The sequence below is a fragment of the Oceanicella sp. SM1341 genome (genome assembly GCF_003448965.1).
In the GTDB taxonomy this organism is placed as follows: Bacteria; Pseudomonadota; Alphaproteobacteria; order Rhodobacterales; family Rhodobacteraceae; genus Paroceanicella.
On record NZ_QRGC01000042.1, the window covers coordinates 1 to 21,914 of the forward strand.

General features: G+C 72.9%; 20 protein-coding genes and 1 pseudogene. 14 read left to right on the forward strand and 7 right to left on the reverse strand.

What is annotated here, in order from left to right; all coding sequences use genetic code 11:
• Both D3P35_RS23895 and D3P35_RS23900 read left to right on the forward strand, forming a co-directional pair.
• Positions 1–635: pseudogene (locus D3P35_RS23895) on the forward strand (hypothetical protein); the annotation flags it as partial.
• 132 nt (positions 636–767) lie between these two features.
• The gene (locus D3P35_RS23900) at positions 768–2,687 is read left to right on the forward strand and encodes an acyl-CoA synthetase (protein WP_118138448.1); all 1,920 of its coding nucleotides are present in this window, start codon (positions 768–770) and stop codon (positions 2,685–2,687) included.
• Positions 2,688–2,709: 22 nt separating this feature from the next.
• Here D3P35_RS23900 and D3P35_RS23905 read toward each other — a convergent pair whose 3' ends face one another.
• The gene (locus D3P35_RS23905; RefSeq protein ID WP_118138449.1) at positions 2,710–3,909 is read right to left on the reverse strand and encodes a pyridoxal phosphate-dependent aminotransferase; all 1,200 of its coding nucleotides are present in this window, start codon (positions 3,907–3,909) and stop codon (positions 2,710–2,712) included.
• Positions 3,910–4,454: 545 nt separating this feature from the next.
• Between D3P35_RS23905 and D3P35_RS23910 the strand changes: the two genes are divergently transcribed.
• Positions 4,455–5,663, forward strand: coding sequence for a M20 aminoacylase family protein (locus tag D3P35_RS23910; protein WP_232830614.1), 1,209 nt, complete (start codon positions 4,455–4,457; stop codon positions 5,661–5,663).
• Between the two features lie 40 nt (positions 5,664–5,703).
• Here D3P35_RS23910 and D3P35_RS23915 read toward each other — a convergent pair whose 3' ends face one another.
• A complete protein-coding gene (locus D3P35_RS23915) occupies positions 5,704–6,735 on the reverse strand; it encodes a hypothetical protein (protein ID WP_118138450.1) in 1,032 nt (343 codons plus the stop codon).
• Positions 6,736–7,339: 604 nt separating this feature from the next.
• Between D3P35_RS23915 and D3P35_RS23920 the strand changes: the two genes are divergently transcribed.
• A complete protein-coding gene (locus D3P35_RS23920) occupies positions 7,340–8,191 on the forward strand; it encodes a bestrophin family protein (RefSeq protein WP_118138451.1) in 852 nt (283 codons plus the stop codon).
• A gap of 136 nt (positions 8,192–8,327) precedes the next feature.
• Here the strand turns inward: D3P35_RS23920 and D3P35_RS23925 are convergent, their stop codons facing one another.
• The gene (locus D3P35_RS23925) at positions 8,328–8,981 is read right to left on the reverse strand and encodes a hydrolase (protein ID WP_118138452.1); all 654 of its coding nucleotides are present in this window, start codon (positions 8,979–8,981) and stop codon (positions 8,328–8,330) included.
• A gap of 154 nt (positions 8,982–9,135) precedes the next feature.
• Between D3P35_RS23925 and D3P35_RS23930 the strand changes: the two genes are divergently transcribed.
• The 6 genes from D3P35_RS23930 to D3P35_RS23955 all read left to right on the forward strand — a co-directional run bounded on the left by D3P35_RS23930 (position 9,136) and on the right by D3P35_RS23955 (position 13,299).
• On the forward strand, positions 9,136–10,029 hold the full coding sequence (locus D3P35_RS23930) for a LysR family transcriptional regulator (RefSeq protein ID WP_118138453.1): 894 nt from the start codon (positions 9,136–9,138) through the stop codon (positions 10,027–10,029).
• Positions 10,030–10,216: 187 nt separating this feature from the next.
• A complete protein-coding gene (locus D3P35_RS23935) occupies positions 10,217–11,152 on the forward strand; it encodes a pirin family protein (RefSeq protein WP_118138454.1) in 936 nt (311 codons plus the stop codon).
• Positions 11,153–11,247: 95 nt separating this feature from the next.
• On the forward strand, positions 11,248–12,126 hold the full coding sequence (locus D3P35_RS23940; protein ID WP_157982292.1) for an efflux RND transporter periplasmic adaptor subunit: 879 nt from the start codon (positions 11,248–11,250) through the stop codon (positions 12,124–12,126).
• 146 nt (positions 12,127–12,272) lie between these two features.
• Complete coding sequence (locus D3P35_RS23945; protein ID WP_118138456.1) at positions 12,273–12,524, forward strand: DUF1427 family protein; 252 nt, start codon at positions 12,273–12,275, stop codon at positions 12,522–12,524.
• A gap of 33 nt (positions 12,525–12,557) precedes the next feature.
• Positions 12,558–12,860 carry a GNAT family N-acetyltransferase gene (locus tag D3P35_RS23950; RefSeq protein ID WP_118138457.1) on the forward strand — a complete coding sequence of 101 codons (303 nt, stop codon included), beginning with the start codon at positions 12,558–12,560 and terminating at the stop codon, positions 12,858–12,860.
• Entirely contained in the window at positions 12,844–13,299 is a 456-nt protein-coding gene (locus tag D3P35_RS23955; protein WP_118138458.1) for a DoxX family protein, read from the forward strand. The genes D3P35_RS23950 and D3P35_RS23955 overlap by 17 nt, the downstream gene beginning before the upstream one ends.
• A gap of 145 nt (positions 13,300–13,444) precedes the next feature.
• Here D3P35_RS23955 and D3P35_RS23960 read toward each other — a convergent pair whose 3' ends face one another.
• The 3 genes from D3P35_RS23960 to D3P35_RS26910 form a co-directional block, all read right to left on the reverse strand.
• Positions 13,445–14,251, reverse strand: coding sequence for a DUF4394 domain-containing protein (locus D3P35_RS23960; RefSeq protein WP_118138459.1), 807 nt, complete (start codon positions 14,249–14,251; stop codon positions 13,445–13,447).
• A 209-nt stretch (positions 14,252–14,460) separates the two neighbouring features.
• Positions 14,461–15,456, reverse strand: a complete 996-nt coding sequence (locus D3P35_RS23965) for a sulfatase-like hydrolase/transferase (protein WP_255418381.1) — start codon at positions 15,454–15,456, stop codon at positions 14,461–14,463.
• Positions 15,453–16,022: a sulfatase-like hydrolase/transferase gene (locus D3P35_RS26910; RefSeq protein WP_255418383.1), complete on the reverse strand. Its 570-nt coding sequence runs from the start codon at positions 16,020–16,022 to the stop codon at positions 15,453–15,455. The genes D3P35_RS23965 and D3P35_RS26910 overlap by 4 nt, the downstream gene beginning before the upstream one ends.
• A 383-nt stretch (positions 16,023–16,405) precedes the next feature.
• Between D3P35_RS26910 and D3P35_RS23970 the strand changes: the two genes are divergently transcribed.
• The gene (locus D3P35_RS23970) at positions 16,406–17,170 is read left to right on the forward strand and encodes a gamma-glutamylcyclotransferase (RefSeq protein ID WP_157982293.1); all 765 of its coding nucleotides are present in this window, start codon (positions 16,406–16,408) and stop codon (positions 17,168–17,170) included.
• Here D3P35_RS23970 and D3P35_RS23975 read toward each other — a convergent pair.
• Complete coding sequence (locus D3P35_RS23975; protein WP_198670786.1) at positions 17,167–18,057, reverse strand: AraC family transcriptional regulator; 891 nt, start codon at positions 18,055–18,057, stop codon at positions 17,167–17,169. The genes D3P35_RS23970 and D3P35_RS23975 overlap by 4 nt on opposite strands.
• 309 nt (positions 18,058–18,366) lie before the next feature.
• Between D3P35_RS23975 and D3P35_RS23980 the strand changes: the two genes are divergently transcribed.
• The 3 genes from D3P35_RS23980 to D3P35_RS23990 all read left to right on the forward strand — a co-directional run bounded on the left by D3P35_RS23980 (position 18,367) and on the right by D3P35_RS23990 (position 21,764).
• The gene (locus D3P35_RS23980; RefSeq protein ID WP_118138461.1) at positions 18,367–19,107 is read left to right on the forward strand and encodes an SDR family NAD(P)-dependent oxidoreductase; all 741 of its coding nucleotides are present in this window, start codon (positions 18,367–18,369) and stop codon (positions 19,105–19,107) included.
• A gap of 159 nt (positions 19,108–19,266) precedes the next feature.
• Positions 19,267–20,283, forward strand: coding sequence for an LLM class flavin-dependent oxidoreductase (locus tag D3P35_RS23985; RefSeq protein ID WP_118138462.1), 1,017 nt, complete (start codon positions 19,267–19,269; stop codon positions 20,281–20,283).
• 506 nt (positions 20,284–20,789) lie between these two features.
• Complete coding sequence (locus tag D3P35_RS23990; protein ID WP_118138463.1) at positions 20,790–21,764, forward strand: calcium/sodium antiporter; 975 nt, start codon at positions 20,790–20,792, stop codon at positions 21,762–21,764.
• Positions 21,765–21,914: the final 150 nt, after the last annotated feature.

The window sequence follows — 21,914 nt, forward strand, 5'->3', positions numbered from 1 at the left end:
CGCGGGGCGGGCCCGGGCCGGCGCAGGCGGCGCCGCCCGCGCCGCCGCGCCCGCTGCCGGGCCGGCCGGAGTTCTGGCTGCTTGCCCTCGCCTTCTCGGCGATGACGCTGGGGCACGGCATGGTGGTGAACCACCTCCTCCCGCTGCTGGCCGACCGCGGCCTCACGCTGGCCGACGCGGTGCTGGCCGCCTCGATGATCGGGCCGATGCAGGTGGCCGGCCGGGTGCTGATGATGCTCACCGAGCGGCTGGTGTCGAACCGGCTGATGACGGCGGGCTGCTTCCTGTCGCTCAGCCTGGCGGCCGCCTGCCTGCTGCTGGCGGCGAAGGTGCCGGCGCTGATCGTGTTCTTCGTGGTGCTGCAGGGCAGCGGCATCGGGGTGATGAGCATCATGAAACCCGTCGTCACCCGCGACGTGATGGGCGAGGCGCGCTTCGGCACGGTGATGGGGGCCCTGGCGCTGCCGGTGCTCGCCTCCGGGGCGGCGGCGCCGCTGGCGGGGGCGCTGCTGTGGCGGCTGGGCTCCTACGACCTGCTGGTGGAATGCGTGCTGGGGCTGAGCCTCACCGGGCTGGGCGCCATCCTCTGCGCCACCCGGGCCCGGGCGCCCTGGCAGGGCAAGGCGCTGCCCTGAAGCGCCGGGCCGCGGCCCGCGCCGGCTGCGGAAAGCCGCAGAACGGTTGCAAATCAGCCACTTCGGGCTAGGCTGTAGCCCGGAGGCGGAACGCGCGGAACCGCAGAAGAGATCTGCCCCGGGGAGGAACTCATGAGGAAGGTCGCGACCCTGGCGGAGGTCCGGGCCATCGAGGCGGAAATGCCCGTCTCCGCGCGCTGGCAGGCCCGCACGGTCTACCAGCAGCTCTCCGAGACATCCGCCCGCTGGCCGGAGCGCCCGGCGCTGTCCTTCCAGCTGCGTTCGGGGCGCCGGGCGCTGGCCCGCACGTTGAGCTGGGCGGCGCTGCACGACCGGGTGACCCGGGCGGCGAACCTGTTCCACAGCCTCGGCAGCCCGGGCGAGGAGGTCACGGTGGCCTACCTGCTGCCCAACTGTCCCGAGGCCGCGATCACCTTCCTCGCTGCGGCGACCGCGGGCGTGGCCGTGCCGGTGAACCCGCTGCTCTCGCCCGAGCACATCGCCGCCATCCTGCGCGAGACCGGGGCGCGCGTGCTGGTGACCCTCGCGCCCTTCCCGCAGTCCGATGTGGCGGAGAAGGCGGCCCGGGCCGCGGCCCTCGCCCCGGGCGTGCGCACCATCCTCGAGGTCGACCTCGCGCCCTACCTGGAGCTGCCCACGCGCTGGCTGCTGCCCCTGCTGCGCCCCAGGGCGGTGCCGGCGGGCGGCGCGGACGCGCCGGGCGCCTCCGAGGGCACGGCCGCCCCCGAGCGGCGCGCCTTCGGCCCGGAGCTGGAGCTGCAGCCCGCCACGCTCGCCTTCGCCGAGGAGGAGGATGACGAGGTCTGCGCCATCTTCCACACCGGCGGCACCACCGGCCTGCCCAAGCTCGCGCTGCACCGGCCCTCCGGCATGCTCTACAACGGCTGGTGCGGGAGGGAGCTGCTGTTCTGCGAGCAGGACGTGATCCTGTGCCCGCTGCCGCTGTTCCATGTCTTCGCGGTCTACCCGGTGCTGATGGGCGGGCTGTTCTCCGGCGCGCACATGGTGCTGCCCACGCCGCAGGGCTATCGCGGCAAGGGGGTGATGGAGAATTTCTGGCAGATCGTGGCGCGCTGGCAGGCGAATTTCCTCGTCACCGTGCCCACGGCGGTCTCGGCGCTGATGCAGCGGCGGGTGGATGCCGACGTGAGCAGCCTGCGCTACGCGATCTGCGGCTCGGCCCCGCTGCCGCTGGAGCTGCTGCGCCGCTTCGAGGCGGCCTGCGGCATCCGGGTGCTGGAGGGCTACGGCATGACCGAGGCCACCTGCCTCGTGGCCTGCAACCCCGCCTTCGGCGAGCGGCGGCCCGGCTCGGTCGGCCTGCCGATGCCCTACACGCAGGTGAGCATCCGCCGCTTCGGCGCCGGCGGCGAGGAGCTCGGCACCTGCGGGCCCGACGAGGGCGGCGAGATCTGCATCGCCAACCCCGGCGTGCTGCCCGGCTACCGCGACGCGGAGCGCAACGCCCGGCTGTTCTGCGCCGACGGCGCCCTGCGCTCGGGCGATCTCGGGCGCATCGACCCGGAGGGCTACATCTGGATCACCGGCCGGGCCAAGGACATGATCATCCGCGGCGGGCACAACATCGACCCCGCGCTGATCGAGGAGGCGCTGCTGGGCCACCCGGACGTGGCCTTCGCCGGCGCCGTGGGCCAGCCGGACCGCCACGCGGGCGAGCTGCCCTGCGTCTATGTCGAGCTGGTGGCGGGGGCCGATGTCGGCGCCGCCGATCTCGCCGAATACGCCCGCGGCCGCATCGCCGAGCGCGCCGGCGTGCCGCGGCATGTCGAGATCCTCGACGAGCTTCCCAAGACCGCGGTGGGCAAGGTGTTCAAGCCGGAGCTGCGCCAGCGCGCCATCCGCCGGGTGCTCGACGCGGCGCTGGCCGAGGCCGGTCTCGCCGCCCGGCTGCGCGAGGTGCGCGAGGACCGGCGCCTCGGCCTCGTTGCCGTGGTGGTCGCCGAGGCGCACGAGCGCCGGGCCGTCACCGCGCTGCTGGGCCATTTCCCCACCGCGTTCGAGCTCGTCTGAGCGCCGCGGGGGCAGGGCGCCGTCAGACCGCCGCCGCGGTTCCGCGGTCGGCCGCGCAGCGGGCCGCGTGGCGCAGGATGCGGCGGCAGGCTTCGGCCAGCCGGGCATCGGGCACGGTGAGGCTGAGGCGCAGGAAGCCCGCTCCGCCGGCGCCGAAGGAGCTGCCGGGCATCACCGAGACGTTCTCCCGTGCCAGCAGGCCGAGGGCGAAATCCTCGTCGGTCACGCCGGTGCCGCGGATGTCGAGAAACAGGAACATCCCCGCCTCGGGCGTCATGGGCACGAGGCCGGGGCCCCCGGCGAGCAGGTCTGCCGCCATCCCGGCGCGGGCGCGGTAGCTGGCACGCATGCGCGCGGCGATGTCGCCCGGCGCGGTGAGGGCATGGGCGGTGGCGTCGGCGATGAAGGGCTGGTTGCCGAAGAGCATGGTCTCGGCCACCGGCAGCAGCGTGTCGACGAAGCCGGCCGGCCCCGCCGCCCAGCCGCTGCGCATGCCCGGCGCCGCGTTCGACTTCGAGATGGAGGAGACGGCGACGCTGCGCCCGGCGAGGGCGGGGTCGTCGAGGGGCGAGGCGAAGCGGCCACGGTGCAGGAGCAGCTCGTAGACCTCGTCGGAGAGGATCCACAGGTCGTGCGCGCGGGCCACCTCGCCGATGGCGGCGATCTCGGCGGCCGAGAGCACCGCGCCGGTGGGGTTGTGCGGGGTGTTGAGCAGGATCACCCGGGCGCGCGGGGTCACCGCGGCGGCGAGATCGGCGGCGGCGAGGTGGAACCCCGCCTCCGGCCTGAGGCGCACCGGCACCACCGTGGCGCCCGTGGCGCGGATCACCCCCTCGTAGGTGGCGTAGTAGGGGTCGCCGACCAGCACCTCGTCGCCGGTCTCCACCAGCCCCTGCATCACCACCGAGAGGGCGGTCTGCGTGCCGGGGAAGCACATGAAGTTGTCCCGGGTGAAGGGCCGGCCGGTGCGGGCGGTGTAGCGGGCGGCGAGGGCGTCGAGCAGGGCGGGCTCGCCGCGCCCGTCCGAGTAGCGGATGCGGCCGGCGAAGAGCGCGTCCGAACAGGCGCGGAGCATGGCGGGATCCGGGGCGATGTCGGGCTCGCCGATGGTGAGCTCGATCACGTCATGCCCCTCGGCCATGCGCCGGCGCCCGGCCCGGTGCACCGCCCATTTGCCGGACCCGAGCTTTTCCAGACGTTTCGTGATCGACGCATACCGCATCGCATGCTCCTCCTGGCATCTGCGGGACCGCCCGCGGGGCGCGAAGCCGGAACCGATCCGCGGGCGCCGCCCCGCGCCGGCCTTCTCCCGGCTCATACACGCCACGCGGGCAATGCCGCAACCCCGCCGGCCCGGCGGCCGGCCATGGCGCCTGCCCGGCCGGAGGAAGGGGAGGCAGGCCCGGCTCGACCCCACCCTGCGGGAGGGGCGCTCGCCGGGCCCCGGTCCGCCCTGCGGGTCGGACCGGCCCCCGCCCGGCCCTGCCGGGCACTCCTGTACCCGCCCGGTCCCGCCGGGCATGCCTGTACCCGCCCGGTCCCGCCGGGCATGCCTGTACCCGCCCCGGTCCTGCGGGCAGGCCTGTACACGCCGGCTCCTGCGCGCAGGCCGACACCAGCCCGGTTCTGCGGGCACGGCCGTCGCGGCCCGGCCCTGGCGGGCAGGTCCCGGAAGCGGCCCCTTTCCGCGGCGAGACATCTCGCGCTGGCCCCCTGCGCCGGGGTAGACTGGCGCGACTCTCCCTCCCCTCGTGACCCGGACCCCCGATGAGCCTGATGCCCGAACCGAGCCCCGCACCCGGCGAGACCGCCCGCGCCACGCCGCGCAACGATCTGCCCGCCCTCACCGCCATCCGCCGCCGGCTGCACGCCATGCCGGAACTGGGGCTGGAGGAGACCCGCACCTCCGCCTTCATCGCCGAAGCGCTGGAGGAGATGGGCTACGAGGTGCACCGCGGCCTCGCGCGCACGGGGGTGGTGGCCACGCTCACCCTGGGCAGCTCGCCGCGCCGGCTCGGCCTGCGGGCCGATATCGACGCCCTGCCGATCACCGAGGAGACCGGCGCCGAATGGGCGAGCCGGACCCCCGGCCTGATGCATGCCTGCGGTCATGACGGGCACACCACCATGCTGCTGGGCGCGGCCCGGCGCCTCGCGGAGCGGCGGGCCTTCGACGGCACGCTCACGCTCATCTTCCAGCCGGCGGAGGAAAACCACGGCGGCGCGCGCATCATGATCCGGGAGGGGCTGTTCGAGCGCTTTCCCTGCGATGCGGTCTTCGGCCTGCACAACGACCCCGCCATGCCCTTCGGGCGCATCGCCCTGCGCGAGGGCCCGATCATGGCGGCGGTGGACGAATGCACCATCACCGTGCAGGGCCGCGGCGGCCACGGCGCCCAGCCCGAGGACACGGCGGACCCGATCGTCGCCGGCAGCGCCATCGTGATGGCGCTGCAGAGCATCGTGTCGCGCAACGTGCATCCGCTCAGCCCGGCGGTGGTGACCGTGGGCGCCTTCAACGGCGGGCGGGCGAGCAACGTGATCCCCGACCGGGTGGAACTGGTGCTCAGCATCCGCTCCTTCGAGCCGGAGCTGCGCGACCTGCTCGAACGCCGCATCCGCGACATCGCCCGGCTGCAGGCCGAGAGCTACGGCTGCCGCGCCGTCGTCGACTACACCCGCGGCTACGACCCCACGGTGAACCACGCCGCCGAGACCGGCTTCCTGCGCGCGCTCGCCACCCGCTTCGCCGGAGCGGAGCAGGTCGCGGAGCTGGACCGGCCGCTCATGGGCAGCGAGGATTTCGGCTACATGCTGGCCGAGCGGCCGGGCGCCTATTTCTTCCTCGGCACGGCACGGACGGAAAACGACCCGCCGCTGCACCACCCCGCCTACGACTTCAACGACGAGATCCTGCCGGTGGGCGCCGCGCTCTGGACCGAGCTCGCCGAGGCCTGGCTGGCCCCGGGACGCTGAGCAGAGGGGCAGGGCCCCGCCCGAGCCCGCGCCCGGGGGCTCAGGCGTTCTCCTCGACGATGAGCCCGACGATGCGCGCGTTGCGGTGCTCGGGCCCGGTGTCCTTGCCCTTGAAGCCCATGTCCTCGAGCACGTTCTCGGCGCTGTCCGCCCAGCGGGCGGCGAAGCGCGAGCCCGGGCTGACGGCGAGGGGCTCGTGCAGCAGGTTCTCGAGGGTGAGGACCTTGAGCATCGGCCGGCCGAAGCCGCGCTCGTCATGTGAGAGCGCCACGCGGAGGCTGCGGTCGTCGACCGTGAGGTCCATCACCCCGCCGTCCGGCGCGGCGAGCACCGCGACGGAGGTGAGCCGACCGGCGTGCTTGAACCCGTCGAACACCAGCTCGCCGTCCTCCGGGTCCCAGGCGGCGATGGAGAGCCGCCGGTTGGCGAAGCGGCTGCGGCTGCCGCCGGTGAAATGCGAGTAGAACCCCACCATCGCGCTGCGTGTCACGAACAGGGGAAGCGCGCGCTGCGGAATGTCCAGCACGCCGGTCTCGACCCTGTCGGCGATGCCGCGGGCGACGAACTGGACCACGTCGCCGCGGGCGGCGAAATGGCTGGTGCCGTTGAAGTGCTCGGCGCCGATGCGCGTGATCCCGTTCGCCTGCCGGAAGGAATGCGACACCTCGAAGGGCCGTACGCCGTAGTGGCTGAACATGTAGAGCAGGCGGGAGCGGTAGGAATCGAGCCCGTGGCTCTGCTCGCGCGGGCGGGGGGTGAGGATCACCGGCAGGAAGTGCAGCTTGCGGTTGGCGCAGAAGCGGATCTGGTATTCGAGGAAGCGCAGCAGCAGATCCTCGTTGTAGCCCTTCAGGTCGATGTGGTTCATGTCGTTGAGGGCATATTCCCAGATCAGCAGGTCGCCCGGCTCGAAATCCGCCGCGAACTTGCTGCGGTAAGCCCCCATGATCGACGGTGCCGCGCCGATGGAGACATTCTCCACCTCGTGCCGGCCGGCGAGACGCTCCTCCAGCAGCGGAACGTAACCGTCCTTGTCGATCGAATTCGAACCACCGCAAACCACGATCTTCATCAGAACTCCTGAATGTCTATAGCTTCGTACAATCCATGCGACCGCACCCGGCCGTGCGAGCAGGCCGTGACCGGGGCCGGTCCAGCGGCAGATTAGGGGGATACAACTCACGCGGCAATGGTGCTTCGGGCCTCGCGTGGGGGTTTGGCGTCCGAAACCCGCGCCGCCGCTCCGGCCGGCACCGGCCCCCCCTCGGGACCAGGCCGCAAAGGGCGCGGACGGCCGCGTTGCGGGCCCTCCTCCCCCCGGCCGGAGCGCCCGGTCCCCCACGCGCCCGGTCATCGTTTCCGCCGCATCCGGGCTGCGGCAGGCCCGCGATGGCGGAGCGCATCTCTCCCGGGTCCGGGCCGGCGGGCAAGGCGGCGAAGAGCACCGGCCACGCCTCCACGGCAGGGCAGGCGCCCGGCTTTCGCCCGCTCCGCGCCGGCCCGGCGGCGGGTGCCGCCCGCGCGCGCGGGACCGGCACGGGGCGCAGGCCGGCCGCCGGCGGGGCCGTGGCGGAATGTCGCGGCCGCGGCCAGCCGCTTGAGGGCCCCCGGGGGCGGCGCTATCGCTCCGGCGTCCCGACACCGCCCCTTTCCGGGCAGCCCGGAGGTCACCCCAGATGATACTGCGCAAGCGCCCCGGCATCTTCGGCCTGTTCTTCGTCCTGAGGGGGTCGGTGATCCAGGTGATCTGGAAGCAGCTCGTGGCGGTGATGCTGATCGCGGTCGCGGTGGTCTGGGCGCATCAGCGCATGCCCGGCACGGTGCCCGCGCTCGACTTCGCGCCCTTCGGGCTGATCGGCATCGCGCTGTCGGTGTTCCTGAGCTTTCGCAACGGCGCCTGCTACGACCGCTGGTGGGAGGCGCGCAGGCTGTGGGGGCTGATGATCCAGACCGCGCGTGACCTGCTGCGCCAGACCGTGGTGCTGGACGGCACGCCCGAGCGCCGGAGGCTGCTGCTCGCCGTCGTGGCCTACGGACATCGCGCGGCGCGGCAGCTTCGCGGCCGCCCGGGGGAGGAGAGCGCGGACGCCGCGCTCACGGAGGCGGGCCGCATCGTCTCCGGGCTCGAGCGGGAGGGCCGGCTCACCGGCACCGAGGCGCTGGTGCTGCACGAGAGCCTGTCGCGCATGGCCGCGGCGCTGCTGGGCTGCGAGCGGCTGGCGAACACGCCGGTGCCCTTCGCCTACACCCTGCTGCTGCACCGCACGGCCTACATCTACTGCACCATCCTGCCTTTCGGCTTCGTCGACGAGCTGGGCTGGGTGACGCCCTTCGCGGCCGGGCTGATCGCCTATGCCTTCTTCGGGCTCGACGCGCTGGCCGACGAGCTGGAGACGCCCTTCTCCGACGACCAGAACGCCATGCCCCTCACCGCCTATGCCACCGCGATCGAGATCGCGCTGCGCGGCGGGCTGGGCGACACCGACCTGCCGCAGATGCCGCGCCCGGTGAATTTCGTGCTGAGCTGAGGCAGGCGGCGGCGCCCCCCCTCCCGCACGCGCTGCGCCCGGGGCGGCGGCGTCCGGTGGTCGCGGGCGCCGCCGCATGTCGGGCCGCGAGGCGGAGCCGGATCGGGGCCGGCCCGCGCCCCCTGCCGCGCGCGGCTTACCCGGCCGCGACGGGGACCGGGGTGTTGAGCAGCTGCTGCTCCCACAGGAAGGCGATGCCGCTGCCGCCGGCGTGGTCCCGGATCACCGCGGTGAGGTCCTCCGAGTGCTCGGTGCGCGCCCAGTCGCGCTGCCACTCGGCGGCGAGGGCGAGCCAGGTCATCACGTTCGCGCCGGCCGCGACCATGCGCCGGATGGCGACCTCGTGCGCCTCGACCGACACGCCGCCGGAGGCATCGGTGATCACGGTCACGTCCCAGCCCTCGCCGAGCGCCTGGATGGCGGGCATGGCGACGCAGACCTCTGTCCAGAGCCCGGCGATGACGAGCTGCTTGCGCCCCGTGGCCTTCACCGCGTCGACGACCGCCTGGTCCTGCCAGGTGTTGATGAAGGTGCGGTCGATCACCTCCTGGCCCGGAAACACGTCGGTGACCTGGGGGAAGAGCTTGCCGCCGCGATCGGCGATCACGGTGGTGAGGATGGTGGGCACGCCGAAGGCCTTGGCGGCCTTGGCGAGGCCGGTGGTATTGTTTACCACCATCTGCGGCTCGTGGCTGTTCAGGTTCGCGAGCTGGTAGGGCTGATGATCGATGAGGACCAGCACCGAATCTTCGGGGCGGAGGAGCGAGTCGAGTCCGTTGCGGGGGGTCATGGGCGCTTCCTTTGTTGCCGGGCTTCCCGGCATCGGTTTCAGTTGCGGGCAGGCGGCCGGGCCGACCTGGCCTGACAAATGTATGATCGTTCCCGGGGCGGCTTAACTAGCACCTCCCTGGGCGTATCTGTGTCGCAGAAAGGGGAACGCCGGCGTGGACATCGAGGAGTTGCAGACCTTCGTGGAGGTTGCGGATGCCGGCGGGGTTTCGGCTGCGGCGCGCCGGCTGGGCCTGTCGAAGTCGATCGTGAGCCGCAGGCTGTTCCGTCTCGAGGCCGAGCTGGGCGTGCAGCTGCTGTCGCGGACCACCCGCGGCGCCGCGCTCACCGAGGCGGGGGTGACCTTCCGCGACCATGCCGCGCGCATCGCCGCGGAGTTCGAGATGGCGCGCGAGACCCTGCAGCCCACGGGCGAGCTGCGCGGGATGCTGCGCGTCGCCATGCCGCTGTCCTTCGGGCCGACGCATTTCGCCCCGGTCGCGGCGCAGATGGCCCAGCTCCACCCGCGGCTGCGCATTCACACCGCCTACAGCGACCGCTTCGTCGACCTGATCGCCGAGGGGTTCGACTGTGCCATCCGCGTGGGCTACCTGCCGCCCTCGAACCTGATCGCCAAGCGCATCGGCCCGATCACCGGCCAGCTCGTGGCGAGCCCGGACTACATCCGTGCCCACGGCGCCCCCGAGACACCGGACGACATCCCGGCCCACGAGGCGCTGATGCAGGGCACCGAGGCCTGGCAGTTCATGGACGGCAACCGCACCGTCTCGGTCCAGCCCCAGGGCCGGTTCAAGGCGGACAACGGCACCGCGCTCACCTCCGCGGCGGTGGCCGGGCTCGGCATCGCCTGGCTGCCGGACTGTCTCACCCATCCGCACCTCGCCTCGGGCGCGCTGGTGCCGGTGATGACCCGGTATCCGCCGCCCGTGGCCGGCATCTACGTCATCCGCCCGCCGGGCCAGCACCCGGCGCGCAAGATGCGTGTCTTCACCGAACTGCTGATCGCGCATTTCGAGCGGAACCCGGGGCTCTGGGGCCGGGGGGGCTGAGGCGCCCGGGGGGCGTTCCCCCCTGCGCGATACAGTTATGCGTCCGACGGGGCTAGCCGGGCCGGCGCCGGAGGGGCAGTGTCGGGGAAAGTCGGCCCCGACGGTGCAGCGCGCCGCGGGCCGGGCGCACGGCAGGCAGCCGGCACCGCCGGACGGCACGCCCAGAGCACAGGGAAGACGCATACGCATGAGCTGGAACCCAGCAGTACAACCGGGCTGCCCCGACGAGGTCGGCACCGACGCGATCGAGACGCTCATCATCCCCCGGGCCCGCGACCTCGGAGATTTCGAGGTGCGCCGGGCCCTGCCCGCGCCGAAGCGGCAGATGGTGGGGCCCTTCATCTTCTTCGACCAGGCCGGGCCCGCGGAGTTTCTCACCGGGCAGGGGGTGGACGTGCGGCCGCATCCGCACACCGGCCTCGGCACGGTGACCTATCTCTTCCGCGGCGACTTCCACCACCGCGACAGCACCGGCGCAGATCAGGTGATCCGGCCGGGCGAGCTGAACTGGATGGTGGCGGGCAGGGGGGTCACCCATTCGGAGCGCACCTCGGCGCAGGGGCGCAGCGGCCCCAACAGCCTGTTCGGCATCCAGACCTGGCTCGCGCTGCCCGACAGCCACGAGGACATGGCGCCCACGTTCGAGCATCACGGCAAGGCGGCGCTGCCGGTGATCGAGGACCAGGGTGTCTCGGTGCGGCTCATCCTCGGCCAGGCCTACGGCGAGACCGCACCGGCGAAGATGCTCTCGGAGACCTTCTACGCCGATGTCACCCTCGCGGCCGGGGGGCTGCTGCCCCTGCCCGACAACCACGAGGACCGCGGCATCTACGTGGTGGAGGGCTCGATCCTCGTCGCCGGGCAGGAATTCGGCGCCGCGCAGATGATGGTGTTCCGCCCCGGCGACAGCATCACCGTCTCGGGCGGCGCGCGCGGCGCGCGGCTGATGGTTCTGGGCGGCGCCACGCTGCCGGGCCCGCGTTTCATCTGGTGGAATTTCGTCGCCTCCTCGCGGGAGCGCATCGAGCAGGCGCGCGAGGAATGGCGGGCCGAGAAATGGGGCGTCGGGCGCTTCGACCTGCCGGTGGACGACCGGGACGAACACATCCCCCTTCCCGGCTGAGCCCCGCGCGCGCGGCGCCCGGCGCGCGCCTGAATCCCAGGCGCGCCCGTGCGCGCGTGAACCGACGCACTTGCAGAGCATCAGGAGCCCTCGTGTTGCCACTCGTCATTCCGCCTCGCGGCCCCCGGCGGGCCCTGCCGCTGCGCACTGCCGCGCTCGCCGCGGCGGCGTTCCTGGCCGGCTCCGGCGCGGCGCCGGCCCAGGCACCGGACTGGGAAGGCACGTTCGAGGGCCGGGTGGAGCCCTCGCGCACCGTGGTGGTGGCGAACCACGTGAACGGTGTCCTCGAGACCCTGCGCTTCGCCGGCGGGGAGCAGGTGGAGCAGGGCGCGCTGCTCGCGGTCATCGACGCGGCGGAGTTCGAGATCGCGCTGCGCATGGCTCAGGCCGCCCTCGCCGAGGCGGAAGCGGCGCTGCAGCTCGCGATCGACGACGCCGGGCGGCAGACCGAGCTCACCTCGCGCGGCACCGGCTCACGCGTGGCGGCCGAGCAGGCGGAGGCCGGGCGGCGCAGCGCCTCGGCCCTGCGCGATCTGCGCCGGGCCGAGGTGGACGCGGCACGCCTGGCGCTGGAGCGCGCGCGGATCAACGCGCCGATCAGCGGGGTGATCTCGCCGCCGATGGTGAGCGAGGGCGCCTTCCTGGAAACCAAGGCCGGCACGCGGCTCGCCGAGATCCTGGTGCTCGACCCGGTGCGCGTGGCCTATCTCGTGCCCTACGGCCAGCGCAACACGGCGCTCGCCGCCGCAGGGCTGCGCAGCCCGGCGGAGCTGTTCGAGCGTATCGAGCTCACGCTCCTGCTGCCCTCGGGCGAGGAATACCCCCACGCGGGCCGCCCGCATTTCGAGAGTGCCGCCATCGACCCGGATACCGACACGCTGGTGGTCTGGGGGCGCTTTCCGAACCCCGACAGGCTGCTCGTGCCCGGCCTCGGGGTGCGCGTGCGCGCCACCCTGCGGGACGAGGACGGCTGAACGCCGGCCGCGCAGCACCGCGCTTCGAGGCCGGTGCCCGCGCCGTGCCCCCCCCGGGGCGCGGCATGCCATTCTCCCGGGGCCCGCGCCCTGCGCGCGCGCCTCTCCGACACCTGTCCAGCACCCGTCCAACAGGAGGTTCGCCGATGAACTCGCTCCAGCCCTACCTGATCTCGCTCGCCGCCGGCCTCGGCATCGGGGTGATCTACGGCCTGCTCACCGTCCGCTCGCCCGCGCCGCCGATCATCGCCCTGCTGGGGTTGCTGGGCATGCTTGCCGGCGAGGCCGGGGTGCAGTGGCTGAAGGGGCACAAGAATTTCCTGCAGTCCTGCCTGCACGAGAAATCCTTCGCGCTCGACGCCCGCTCCCGGCCCACCCGCGACAGCGATGCCGGCTGATCCGGCCGGATTCCTACCAGAAAGGCTGCACAGATGTCTCAGAAAACCATCGAGATCACCTACGAGGACCAGCAGAGCAAGGGCCGCTACGTGGCGCGTATCCCGGGGGTGGAGGGCGAGGGCGAACTCACCATCTCCAAGGTCTCCGACACGCTGATCATCGCCGACCACACCGCCGTGCCCGACACGATGCGCGGCAGCGGCGCGGGCAAGGCGCTGGCGCTGCGGCTGGTCGAGGACGCCCGGGCGAAGGGCCAGCGCATCATGCCGCTCTGCCCGTTCGTGCGCGCGCAGTCCCTGCGCCACCCGGAGTGGGCGGATGTCATTCAGCATTGACCCCGCCGGCCCGGTCTCGCGGGCGGTGCGCCTCCTCGCCTGCCTCGGGCTCTGCGCGGCCTACATCCAGGGCGGCCTGGTGAAATGGACCGACTTCGACGGTGCCCTCGCGGAGATGGCGCATTTCGGGCTCGCGCCGCCGGCGGTCTTCGCCGTGGCGGTCATCGTGCTGGAGCTGGTGGCCTCGGCGATGGTGCTCACCGGCATCCTGCGCTGGGCGGGCGCGCTGGCGCTCGGCGGCTTCACCCTGCTCGCCACGCTGCTCGCCCTGCGCTTCTGGGAAATGCCCCAGGGGCAGGAGCGCCTCATGACCGCGAATGCCTTCTTCGAGCACATCGGGCTCGCCGGCGGCTTCGTGCTGGTGGCCTGGCTCGACCTGGCGGGCGCCGCTCGCGGGCGGGGGACCGGAGCCGGGCCGCTGCGGGAGCCCGCGCGCTGAGCCCGCCGTGCGGCGCCTGCCCGCGCGCCCCGACATGCTGAAACCCGCCGCCGCCACCCTCCCCGCCAGGGGCGGGCGCAGGAGCCGCGGCGCGGGGGCGGAGACCGCCGCGGATGAGTGCCCGCGCCGGCCCCCGCGCGCGGGCTCACTCGCCGGCGGTCATGAAGGTGATGTCGCGGATCGCCGCGCCGCCCGCGCCGCTGATCTCGCGGCTCTCCTGCACCGCCCCGCTCTCCAGCGAGACGGTGTGCAGCCGGCCCCCGGCCACGAGCCAGGCGGTGTTGGTGCCCTGCGCGTCCGTGGCGATGTCGAAGGCATATGTCTCCGCCGCATCGATGCCGAGCTTGCCGACCGCGGCCAGGGTGCCGTCGTTGGGCGAGGTCTGGCGGATCAGCGCGACGATGGTGGCGTCGATGTCGTACATCGCGGTGGCCCCGGGCTTGCCGTAGCTGTTGATGTAGGCCGCGGCGACGATGGCGGGCGCCTCGCCGGCATGCATGTCCGAGCCCTCGAAGGCGAGCGAGCCGTCCACGGTGACCTTGCCTGACTCGATGTCCACGCGATGGTTGGTGGTGCCGGACATGAAGCGCAGCTTGTCCGCCATCGGGTTGAAATCGACGATCACCGGTGCGCCGTCCGCGAGCGGCAGCGGCGTGTCCATGCCGGAGACGACCGTGGCGGCGCCGGTGGCGGGGTCGATCTCCACGATGTCGAACCCGTCGGTCACGCCGATGAGCTGGCCGTTGGAGGGGCGCAGGTCGATGCCCAGCAGGCGCCCGACCCCGGTCACCTCCATCGAGCCGGTGACGCTGGCGCTGCCGGCGTCGATCATGTGCAGGGTCCTGTCGCCGCTGAGGCCGATGGCGGTGAGCTTGCCATGCTGGTCGGCCAGCGCGGCGCCGGTTGTCGTGGTGGCCAGCATCAGGGTCAGAGCTGTGAGGCGCTTGATCATGAGTTCGGTCTCCCTGTGGTTTCGGGCGCAGCCAGTCCGCGGCCTCGATGTGCTGACGACACGGGGCAATGGCGCTTCGGATGCACACGGGAGATCGCGTTTGCGTGACCGGGGCGGAGCGCGCGCCGCCGCCGGGGGCCGGGCCGGGAGACCGCATCACCCGGATCGGGGGATCCGGGTGACCGTGGCGACAGCGCGGGGGCAGGGGCTCACTGCGGCGAGGGGGCCGCTTCCATGATCTGCTGCGACATGCTCTCCACCGAGGCCGAGAAGCTGGCGATGCGCGGCGGGAACTCCTCGAAGGAGGCGACGAACCTGTTCACCAGCCCCAGTGCCGGGCCGATGGCCCAGGAGCGGTTCTCCTGCCATTCGTCGAAGCCGCGCGCCTCGTGGAAGCGCTCGAACGGGTCGAGGTCGAGCCGGGTGATGAGCGGCGTGGTCATCTCGTATTGCTGGCCGTTGAACCAGCGGTCCTGGTGGGTGAAGAGGAACTTCCACTCGCCGTAGCGCAGCCCGTGGAAGGTGGTTTCGGTGAAGTAGAAGAACTCCATCCGGTTCGAGGGGCCGCTCCGGGTGAGGATCGGCGTCTGGTCGTAGCCGTCGAGATGCACGCGGTAGGTCCTGTCGCCGATGGTGGTGCCCTCGAGCAGCTGCTGCTTCAGCTCCGGCGCGCCGAGCTGCGACATGATGGTGGGGATCCAGTCCTCCATGGTCATCAGCTCGCCCGTGGTGGTGCCCTCGGGGACGAGGCCGGGCCATTTCACCATCATCGGAACCTTGAAGCCGCCCTCGTAGCCGCCCACGCCCTTCTCGCCGCGGAACGGCTGGTTGCCGCCGTCGGGCCAGGAGTTCGAGGCGGCGCCGTTGTCGGTGGAGAACATCACCATGGTGGTGTCGGCCACGCCGAGTTCGTCGAGCAGGGAGAGCAGCTCGCCCACGTCGTCATCGAGCTCGACCATGCCGTCGGCATAGACGTTGCCGGTGCCGGTGATGCCGTCGTAATGCTCGTCGAGGTTGGTGCGGTAATGCATGCGGGTGGTGTTGTGCCACACGAAGAAGGGCTCGTTCGCCTGCACCGCCTCGGTGATGAAGCGCTTGCTCTCCTCCAGCACGTCCTGGTCGAGGTGGCGCTGCACCTCGGTGCCGAAGGGGCCGAGGTCCTCGATGGTCTGGCCGCCGTCGGCGGTGGCGAAGCTGTGGATCATGCCGCGCTGGGCGAGGCCGGCTTCCTCGAAGGCCGTGGTGGGGTAGTCCGCTGCTCGGGGTATTCGCCGGCGTTGAGGTGGTAGAGGATGCCGAAGAACTCGTCGAACCCGTGGTTGGTGGGCAGGTGCTCGTCGCGGTCGCCCAGGTGGTTCTTGCCGAACTGGCCGGTGCGATAGCCCAGCGGCTTGAGCATCTCGGCCAGGGTGGGGTCCTCGGTGGAGAGGCCCTGCACCGCCCCCGGCAGGCCCACGGTGGAGAGGCCGACCCGCAGCGGGTACTGCCCGGTGATGAAGGCGGCCCGCCCGGCCGTGCAGGAGGCCTGGGCGTAGTGGTCCATGAAGAGCATGCCCTCGCGCGCGATCCGGTCGATGTTGGGGGTCTCGCCCGCCATCATGCCGCGATGGTAGGCGGAGATGTTCCACATCCCCACGTCATCGCCCCAGATCACCAGGATGTTCGGCCTGTCCGGTGCCGCGCCGTCCTGCGCCTGCACCGCCGCGCCGCTGCCTGCCACGAGCGCTGCAAGCGCCAGAAGCCGGGCGGCTTTTCCTGCTGGTCCCGTCATTCCTTCTCTCCTTCCGTCGCGCGGGCGAGGCCCGCAGAACCCGTCGCGCGGGCGAGGCCCGCAGATTCCGTCGCGCGGGCTATATCCGGCCGAAATCGCGAAAGGAATTCGAAATAGAATACATGAAATCCGTAGGCACGGAAAGGCAAACTCAAGGCAGATCAAGAAGAGTTTCCGGCGCCTCGCATCGGGTTCGGGAAGGGGCGGGCTCCTGTACCTTCGCGCCTGCCCGGAAGTCGCGGCTTTTCGCGGCGCAGCATGCCTGGCCGCCGACAAGGCCCGGACCGGGCGGCGCGGCCGGCGGTTGCACTTGGTCCGACGGGGTCTTACGCCTATATGCCAAGGCCCCTGCGGTCGTGCCGCACTTCAGCAAGGAACCCGCGATGCCCATTGCCGCAGACGCCTTCCGCCACCACCCCGGTCTGGCGGGCAAGATCCGCGATCCCGAGCAGAGCTTCTTCCGCGATCTCGACCTCGACGCGATCGACCGCACCTGGACCGCGAACGGCCTGCGCCAGAGCCCGCGCTACAGCGACGCGCTGCGCGAGGCGATGCGCCGCGAAACGCTGGCGCCGTTCGAGGGCATGGACATCTGGGTCTTCGCCTACGGCTCGCTGATGTGGGACCCCGCGGTCTATTTCTCCGAGGTGCGCCGGGCGCGGCTGCCGGGCTACCGGCGCAGTTTCTGCCTGGTCGACCGCTCGGGGGCGCGCGGCACGGCCGAGGCGCCGGGCCTGATGGCGGCACTCGACATCGGGCCGGCCTGCGACGGGCTGGTGTTCCGCCTCGATGCCGGAACGGCGGACCGCGAGTCCGAGGTGATCTGGCGGCGCGAGATGATGGCGCCCTGCTACAAGGCGCTGTTCCTGCCGGTGGAGACCTCGCACGGGGTCGTGCAGGCGATGTGCTTCGTGGCCGACCCGGAGGCCGACATGATCGACACCGGCATCAGCTACGCCGACCAGGTGCGCTACCTTGCCACCGGCACCGGGCAACTGGGCACCAGCCGCGAGTATCTCGAGAATGTCATCGCCGGCTGCCGCGAGCTGCGCATCGAGGACCCCGACCTCGAGGCCCTGCTGGCCGAGGTCGACGCCTGGAGCGAGCCGGGCGCCGTGCCGGGGTCGCTGGCGGGCCGGCGCGGCTAGCGCTGCAGGTCGGCCGCGGGCGGGCTGCCGAAGCGGCCCTTGTACTCGCGGCTGAACTGCGAGGGGCTCTGGTAGCCCACCCGGTAGGCCACGGCCGCCACGCTGGTGCCGCCCGCCGCCAGCAGCCGTCGCGCCTCCAGCAGGCGCATCTGCCGCTGGAAGGCGAGCGGGCTGTACCCGGTCACCGCCTTGAAATGCCTGTGGAACGAGGTGACGCTCATCCCCGCCCCGGCGGCGAGATCGGCGATGGCCACGGGCGCGCTGCTGTGGCTGCCCAGCCAGTCCGCCGCCGCCCGGATCCGGCGGCTGCGCGGGTCGCCCGGGGCGAGCTGGCGCAGCGTGGCCCCCATCGGGCCCTGCAGCAGCCGGTAGCACAGCTCGCGCTCGTAGAGCGGTGCGAGCATGTCGATGTCGCCCGGGCTGTTCACCAGCCCGACCAGCCGGGCGAAGGCCTCGCCGGCAGCGCCGCCCAGCTCGGCCGCCGCCACCGCGCAGGCCTGGCCCTCCTCCTGGCGCGGCATGTCCTGCGCCACCCGGGCAATGCGCTCCGCCTCCAGGTGCAGGCTCACCCCGACATAGGGCAGGCCGGGGCTCGCCCCGGCGAGCTGGTGCGAGTAGGGCAGGCCGAAGGAGGAGGCCGCGCAGGTGCCGGGCCGCAGCTCGAAACGGTTGGCACCCATGGTGAGCACCTTCCGGCCGCGCAGCACGACGTAGAACATCGGCTCGAACACCGCCGCGACAGGCGGTGTCGGGGTCGTGCTCGCCCAGACGGTCAGCCGCGGCACGGGGGTCGCCCGCCCCGCCGGGCCCGGCAGCCGGGCGACGAACGGGGCGAGATCCTCGAGCAGGCGGCGGGTGAGATGCTCCTGCGTGTCCATCAGGGCCATATGGGGATCTGGAAGGATCAGGCAAGCCTGAGGCACGATCGGGAATGCCGCGCCCTGCCGGACCGCCTATCTCCCTGTCGCGACGGAGACCCGGGACGGCGCGCGCGCCCCGCGGCCCGCACCCCGCCACCGGGCACGTGCCGCCTTGCGCCTGCACTGCTGCGACGGCGGCGCGGGAGGGGCGGGCGGCCAGCCCTCCGGGGATCTCCGTCGCGTGGCTCACCCGGGCGCCCAGCGGGCCCCGCCGGCACCGTTCGCCGGCAGGGGCCCGTGGCGGCGCCCGGCAGACATGGCAGGAAAGGACAGACCATGATCGATCTCACCGGCAAGCGCGCCCTGGTGACCGGCGGCTCGCGCGGCATCGGTGCCGCCATCGCGCAGACGCTGGCGGAAAACGGCGCCGACGTCGCCTTCACCTACCGCAATCCGGCCGGCGAGGTCGAGGCGGTGGCCGGGGCCATCCGCGCCGCCGGGCGCCGCGCCGCCGTCATCCGGGCGGACGGCGCCGACCCCGCGCAGATCGCCCGTTCGGTGGAGGAGGCGGTCTCGGCCCTCGGCGGCCTCGACATCCTCGTCAACAACGCCGCGACCGGCCACTACGGCATGATCGCCGATCTCGACCCGGACGACTGCCAGACGGTGCTCAACACCAACGTGCGCGGCCCCGCGCTCTACGCGAAGGCGGTCATCCCGCATCTCGGCCGGGGCGGGCGCATCGTCACAATCGGCTCGGCGGCGGGCGAGCGGCTGCCCTTCGCGGGCATCACCCTCTATGCCATGTCCAAGGCGGCGCTCGGGGCCTTCACCCGCGGCCTCGCGCGTGAGCTGGGCCCCCGGGACATCACCGTGAACCTGGTGCAGCCCGGCTCGACCGACACCGCCTCCAACCCCGCCGACGGCCCCGCGGCCGAGGCCCAGGCGGCCGCGACGGCGCTCGGGCGATACGGCACGCCGCGCGAGGTGGCGAACGCGGTCGCCTTCCTCGCGAGCCCCTCGGCAAGCGTGATCACCGGCGCCACCCTCACGGCCGACGGCGGCGCGATCGCCTGACCGGCGGCGCAGCCCGCGCCGGGGCCCTGCGGCGCGGGGTCCCGGCGAGCGTTGCGCACATGGAAACACCGCCTCCACGGCCTGCGGGGTTGGCGCGGGCCGCGCGGGTCTCTAGGTCGGGGGCAACGCGCGGCCAGGGGCCCGCCACAGGAGGTATCCATGAAAAAACTCGGCTTTCTGTCCTTCGGGCACTGGAATCCTGCGCAGGGCTCGCCCCTGCAAACCGCGGGCGAGACGCTGATCCAGTCCATCGAGCTGGCCGTGGCGGCCGAGGAACTCGGCCTCGACGGGGCGTATTTCCGCGTCCACCACTTCGCGCGGCAGCTCGCCTCGCCCTTCCCGCTGCTCGCGGCCATCGGCGCGCGGACCTCGAGGATCGAGATCGGCACCGGCGTGATCGACATGCGCTACGAGAACCCGCTCTACATGATCGAGGACGCGGGCGCGGCCGACCTGATCTCCGGCGGGCGGCTGCAGCTCGGCATCTCGCGCGGCTCGCCCGAGCAGGTGATCGACGGCTGGCGCCACTTCGGCTACCGCCCCGAGGAGGGCGAGGACGGCTCGGAGATGGCCCGCCGCCACGCCGAGGTGTTCCTCAGGCATCTCGACGGCGAGGGCTTCGCCATGCCCAACCCGCGGCCGATGTTCCCCAACCCGCCGGGCCTGCTGCGCCTCGAGCCGCATTCGCCGGGGCTGCGGAACCGCATCTGGTGGGGCTCTGCCTCCGACGCCACCGCCGTCTGGGCGGCGAAGATGGGCATGAACCTGCAGAGCTCCACCCTGAAGGTGGACGAGGGCGGCCAGCCCTTCCATGTGCAGCAGGCCCGGCAGATCCGCGCCTTCCGCGACGCCTGGAAGGAGGCGGGGCACGCGCATGAGCCGCGCGTCTCGGTCAGCCGCTCGATCTTCGCGCTGATGAACGACATGGACCGGGCGTATTTCGGCCGCGGCGAGGACCGCGACCAGATCGGCCAGATCGACGATTTCCGCGGCATCTTCGGCCGGGGTTACGCGGCCGAGCCGGACCGGCTGATCGAGGAACTGAAGCGCGACGAGGCGATCGCCGAGGCCGACACGCTGCTGCTCACGGTGCCGAACATGCTGGGCGTGGACTACAACGTCCACGTGGTGGAGAGCATCCTTACCCACGTGGCCCCCGCCCTCGGCTGGCGCTGAGCGGAGCGGCCGCCGGGCGCCGCCGCCATCCGGCGGGGCGCGCGCCACAGGACCCGGCCCGGCACTGACACGCCGGGCCGGACGCGAGCCCGCCCCCCGCGATACCGGCCCCCGTCCCGGGCCTGCGGGCGGCGCGGCCTCCGTGCCGCCCGGCCGGCGGAGGCTTCGGCGAAGCGCGAGAGGCCGGGCCGCCGGTGGGGCCGATCGGGGGCCATCTGCGCGGCTCCGCCCGCGGAGCCCGGCGCCCCGGACATCTTCGCCCCGGACACCTTCGCCCCGACCGGCGCGCCGCGCGCCCGCACCGCCGGGCCACCGGCGCGCCATCGGATGCTGGCGAGCGGGCCGGCCAGCACGGGAGCCTGCATCGATGTCCGCGCCCCCGGCGCGGACGGGGCCGCGGCGCGCGAGATATTCTGCCGGTATCGGGCGCGGGCTGTCTTGCATCCGGCGCGCGGCTCGCCATTTCCCCGCGACAACCACCGCTCGGCGCAAGGGGAGCATCGGAAATGATCGAGGCATGGGGACCGCTTCTCGGGGGGCTGGTGCTGCTCGTGGCGGGGGGCGAACTGCTCGTCCGCGGCGCCGTGCAGGCGGCGGAGCGGCTGGGCGTCTCGCCGCTGGTGATCGGGCTGACGCTGGTCGGCTTCGGCACGTCGATGCCCGAGCTGGTGACCTCGGTGCAGGCAGGGCTCGGCGGCTCGCCGGGCATCGCCTATGGCAATGTCGTGGGCTCGAACATCGCCAACATCCTGCTTATCGCCGGCGTCTCGGCACTGATCTGCCCGGTGGTGGTGGCCCGCTCGGCCCTGCGGCGCGACGCGGTGGTGATGCTCGCGGTCGCGCTGGCGTTTGCCGTTCTGGCGCCGCTGGTGCCGATGGGGCGGGCGGCGGGCGGCGTGCTCCTGCTGTGCCTCGTGGGCTACATCTGCTTCGTGATCCGCGAGGAGCGCGGCGCATCCGGCGCCGGCGCGCTGCATGACAAGGGCGCCGCGCTGGCCGGGGCCGACCCCGGGCTGGCCCCCTCGCGGCGAGGGCGCAACCTGGCGCTCGCGGTGGCCACCGCGCTGGCCGGGCTGGCACTGGTCATCCTGGGCGGCTCGCTGCTGGTGAGCGGCGCGGTCGACCTGGCGCGCGGCTTCGGCGTGTCGGAGACGGTCATCGGCCTCACCATCGTCGCCGTGGGCACCTCGATGCCCGAGCTCGTCACCTCGGTGATCGCGGCGCTGAAGCGGCAGGGCGACGTGGCGTTCGGCAATGTCGTGGGCTCGAACATCTACAACATCCTCGGCATCGGCGGCACCACGGCGCTCATCGCCCCCTCCCGCGTGCCGGAGGAGATCGCGGCGTTCGACGCGCCGGTGATGGTGGGCGTCTCGCTGCTGCTCGTGATCCTGGCCGCGACGGGGCTGCGGATCGCCCGGTCCGAGGGGCTGGTGCTGGTGGCGGGCTACGCCGGCTATGTCTGGCTGATCTGGCCCTGAGGTCCGGCGCCTCCCGCCGCAGGGCGGGGCGCGCCGGGCACTCCGCGCCATGCCGGAGCCGGGCGGGGGCCCGGCCCGGGGGGCGCGCTTGCGCTCGGTGATTCGCGACGAGCGGCCGGCCGCTTGCAAGGGCCGGGGAGGGCGGGCTTG

Coding starts and splice junctions, on each gene's coding strand:
- D3P35_RS23900 (WP_118138448.1), top strand. CDS start 768: ATGAGGAAGGTCGCGACCCTGGCGGAGGTCCGGGCCATCGAGGCGGAA.
- D3P35_RS23905 (WP_118138449.1), bottom strand. CDS start 3,909: ATGCGGTATGCGTCGATCACGAAACGTCTGGAAAAGCTCGGGTCCGGC.
- D3P35_RS23910 (WP_232830614.1), top strand. CDS start 4,455: ATGAGCCTGATGCCCGAACCGAGCCCCGCACCCGGCGAGACCGCCCGC.
- D3P35_RS23915 (WP_118138450.1), bottom strand. CDS start 6,735: ATGAAGATCGTGGTTTGCGGTGGTTCGAATTCGATCGACAAGGACGGT.
- D3P35_RS23920 (WP_118138451.1), top strand. CDS start 7,340: ATGATACTGCGCAAGCGCCCCGGCATCTTCGGCCTGTTCTTCGTCCTG.
- D3P35_RS23925 (WP_118138452.1), bottom strand. CDS start 8,981: ATGACCCCCCGCAACGGACTCGACTCGCTCCTCCGCCCCGAAGATTCG.
- D3P35_RS23935 (WP_118138454.1), top strand. CDS start 10,217: ATGAGCTGGAACCCAGCAGTACAACCGGGCTGCCCCGACGAGGTCGGC.
- D3P35_RS23945 (WP_118138456.1), top strand. CDS start 12,273: ATGAACTCGCTCCAGCCCTACCTGATCTCGCTCGCCGCCGGCCTCGGC.
- D3P35_RS23950 (WP_118138457.1), top strand. CDS start 12,558: ATGTCTCAGAAAACCATCGAGATCACCTACGAGGACCAGCAGAGCAAG.
- D3P35_RS23955 (WP_118138458.1), top strand. CDS start 12,844: ATGTCATTCAGCATTGACCCCGCCGGCCCGGTCTCGCGGGCGGTGCGC.
- D3P35_RS23960 (WP_118138459.1), bottom strand. CDS start 14,251: ATGATCAAGCGCCTCACAGCTCTGACCCTGATGCTGGCCACCACGACA.
- D3P35_RS23965 (WP_255418381.1), bottom strand. CDS start 15,456: ATGATCCACAGCTTCGCCACCGCCGACGGCGGCCAGACCATCGAGGAC.
- D3P35_RS26910 (WP_255418383.1), bottom strand. CDS start 16,022: ATGACGGGACCAGCAGGAAAAGCCGCCCGGCTTCTGGCGCTTGCAGCG.
- D3P35_RS23970 (WP_157982293.1), top strand. CDS start 16,406: ATGCCCATTGCCGCAGACGCCTTCCGCCACCACCCCGGTCTGGCGGGC.
- D3P35_RS23975 (WP_198670786.1), bottom strand. CDS start 18,057: ATGGCCCTGATGGACACGCAGGAGCATCTCACCCGCCGCCTGCTCGAG.
- D3P35_RS23980 (WP_118138461.1), top strand. CDS start 18,367: ATGATCGATCTCACCGGCAAGCGCGCCCTGGTGACCGGCGGCTCGCGC.
- D3P35_RS23985 (WP_118138462.1), top strand. CDS start 19,267: ATGAAAAAACTCGGCTTTCTGTCCTTCGGGCACTGGAATCCTGCGCAG.
- D3P35_RS23990 (WP_118138463.1), top strand. CDS start 20,790: ATGATCGAGGCATGGGGACCGCTTCTCGGGGGGCTGGTGCTGCTCGTG.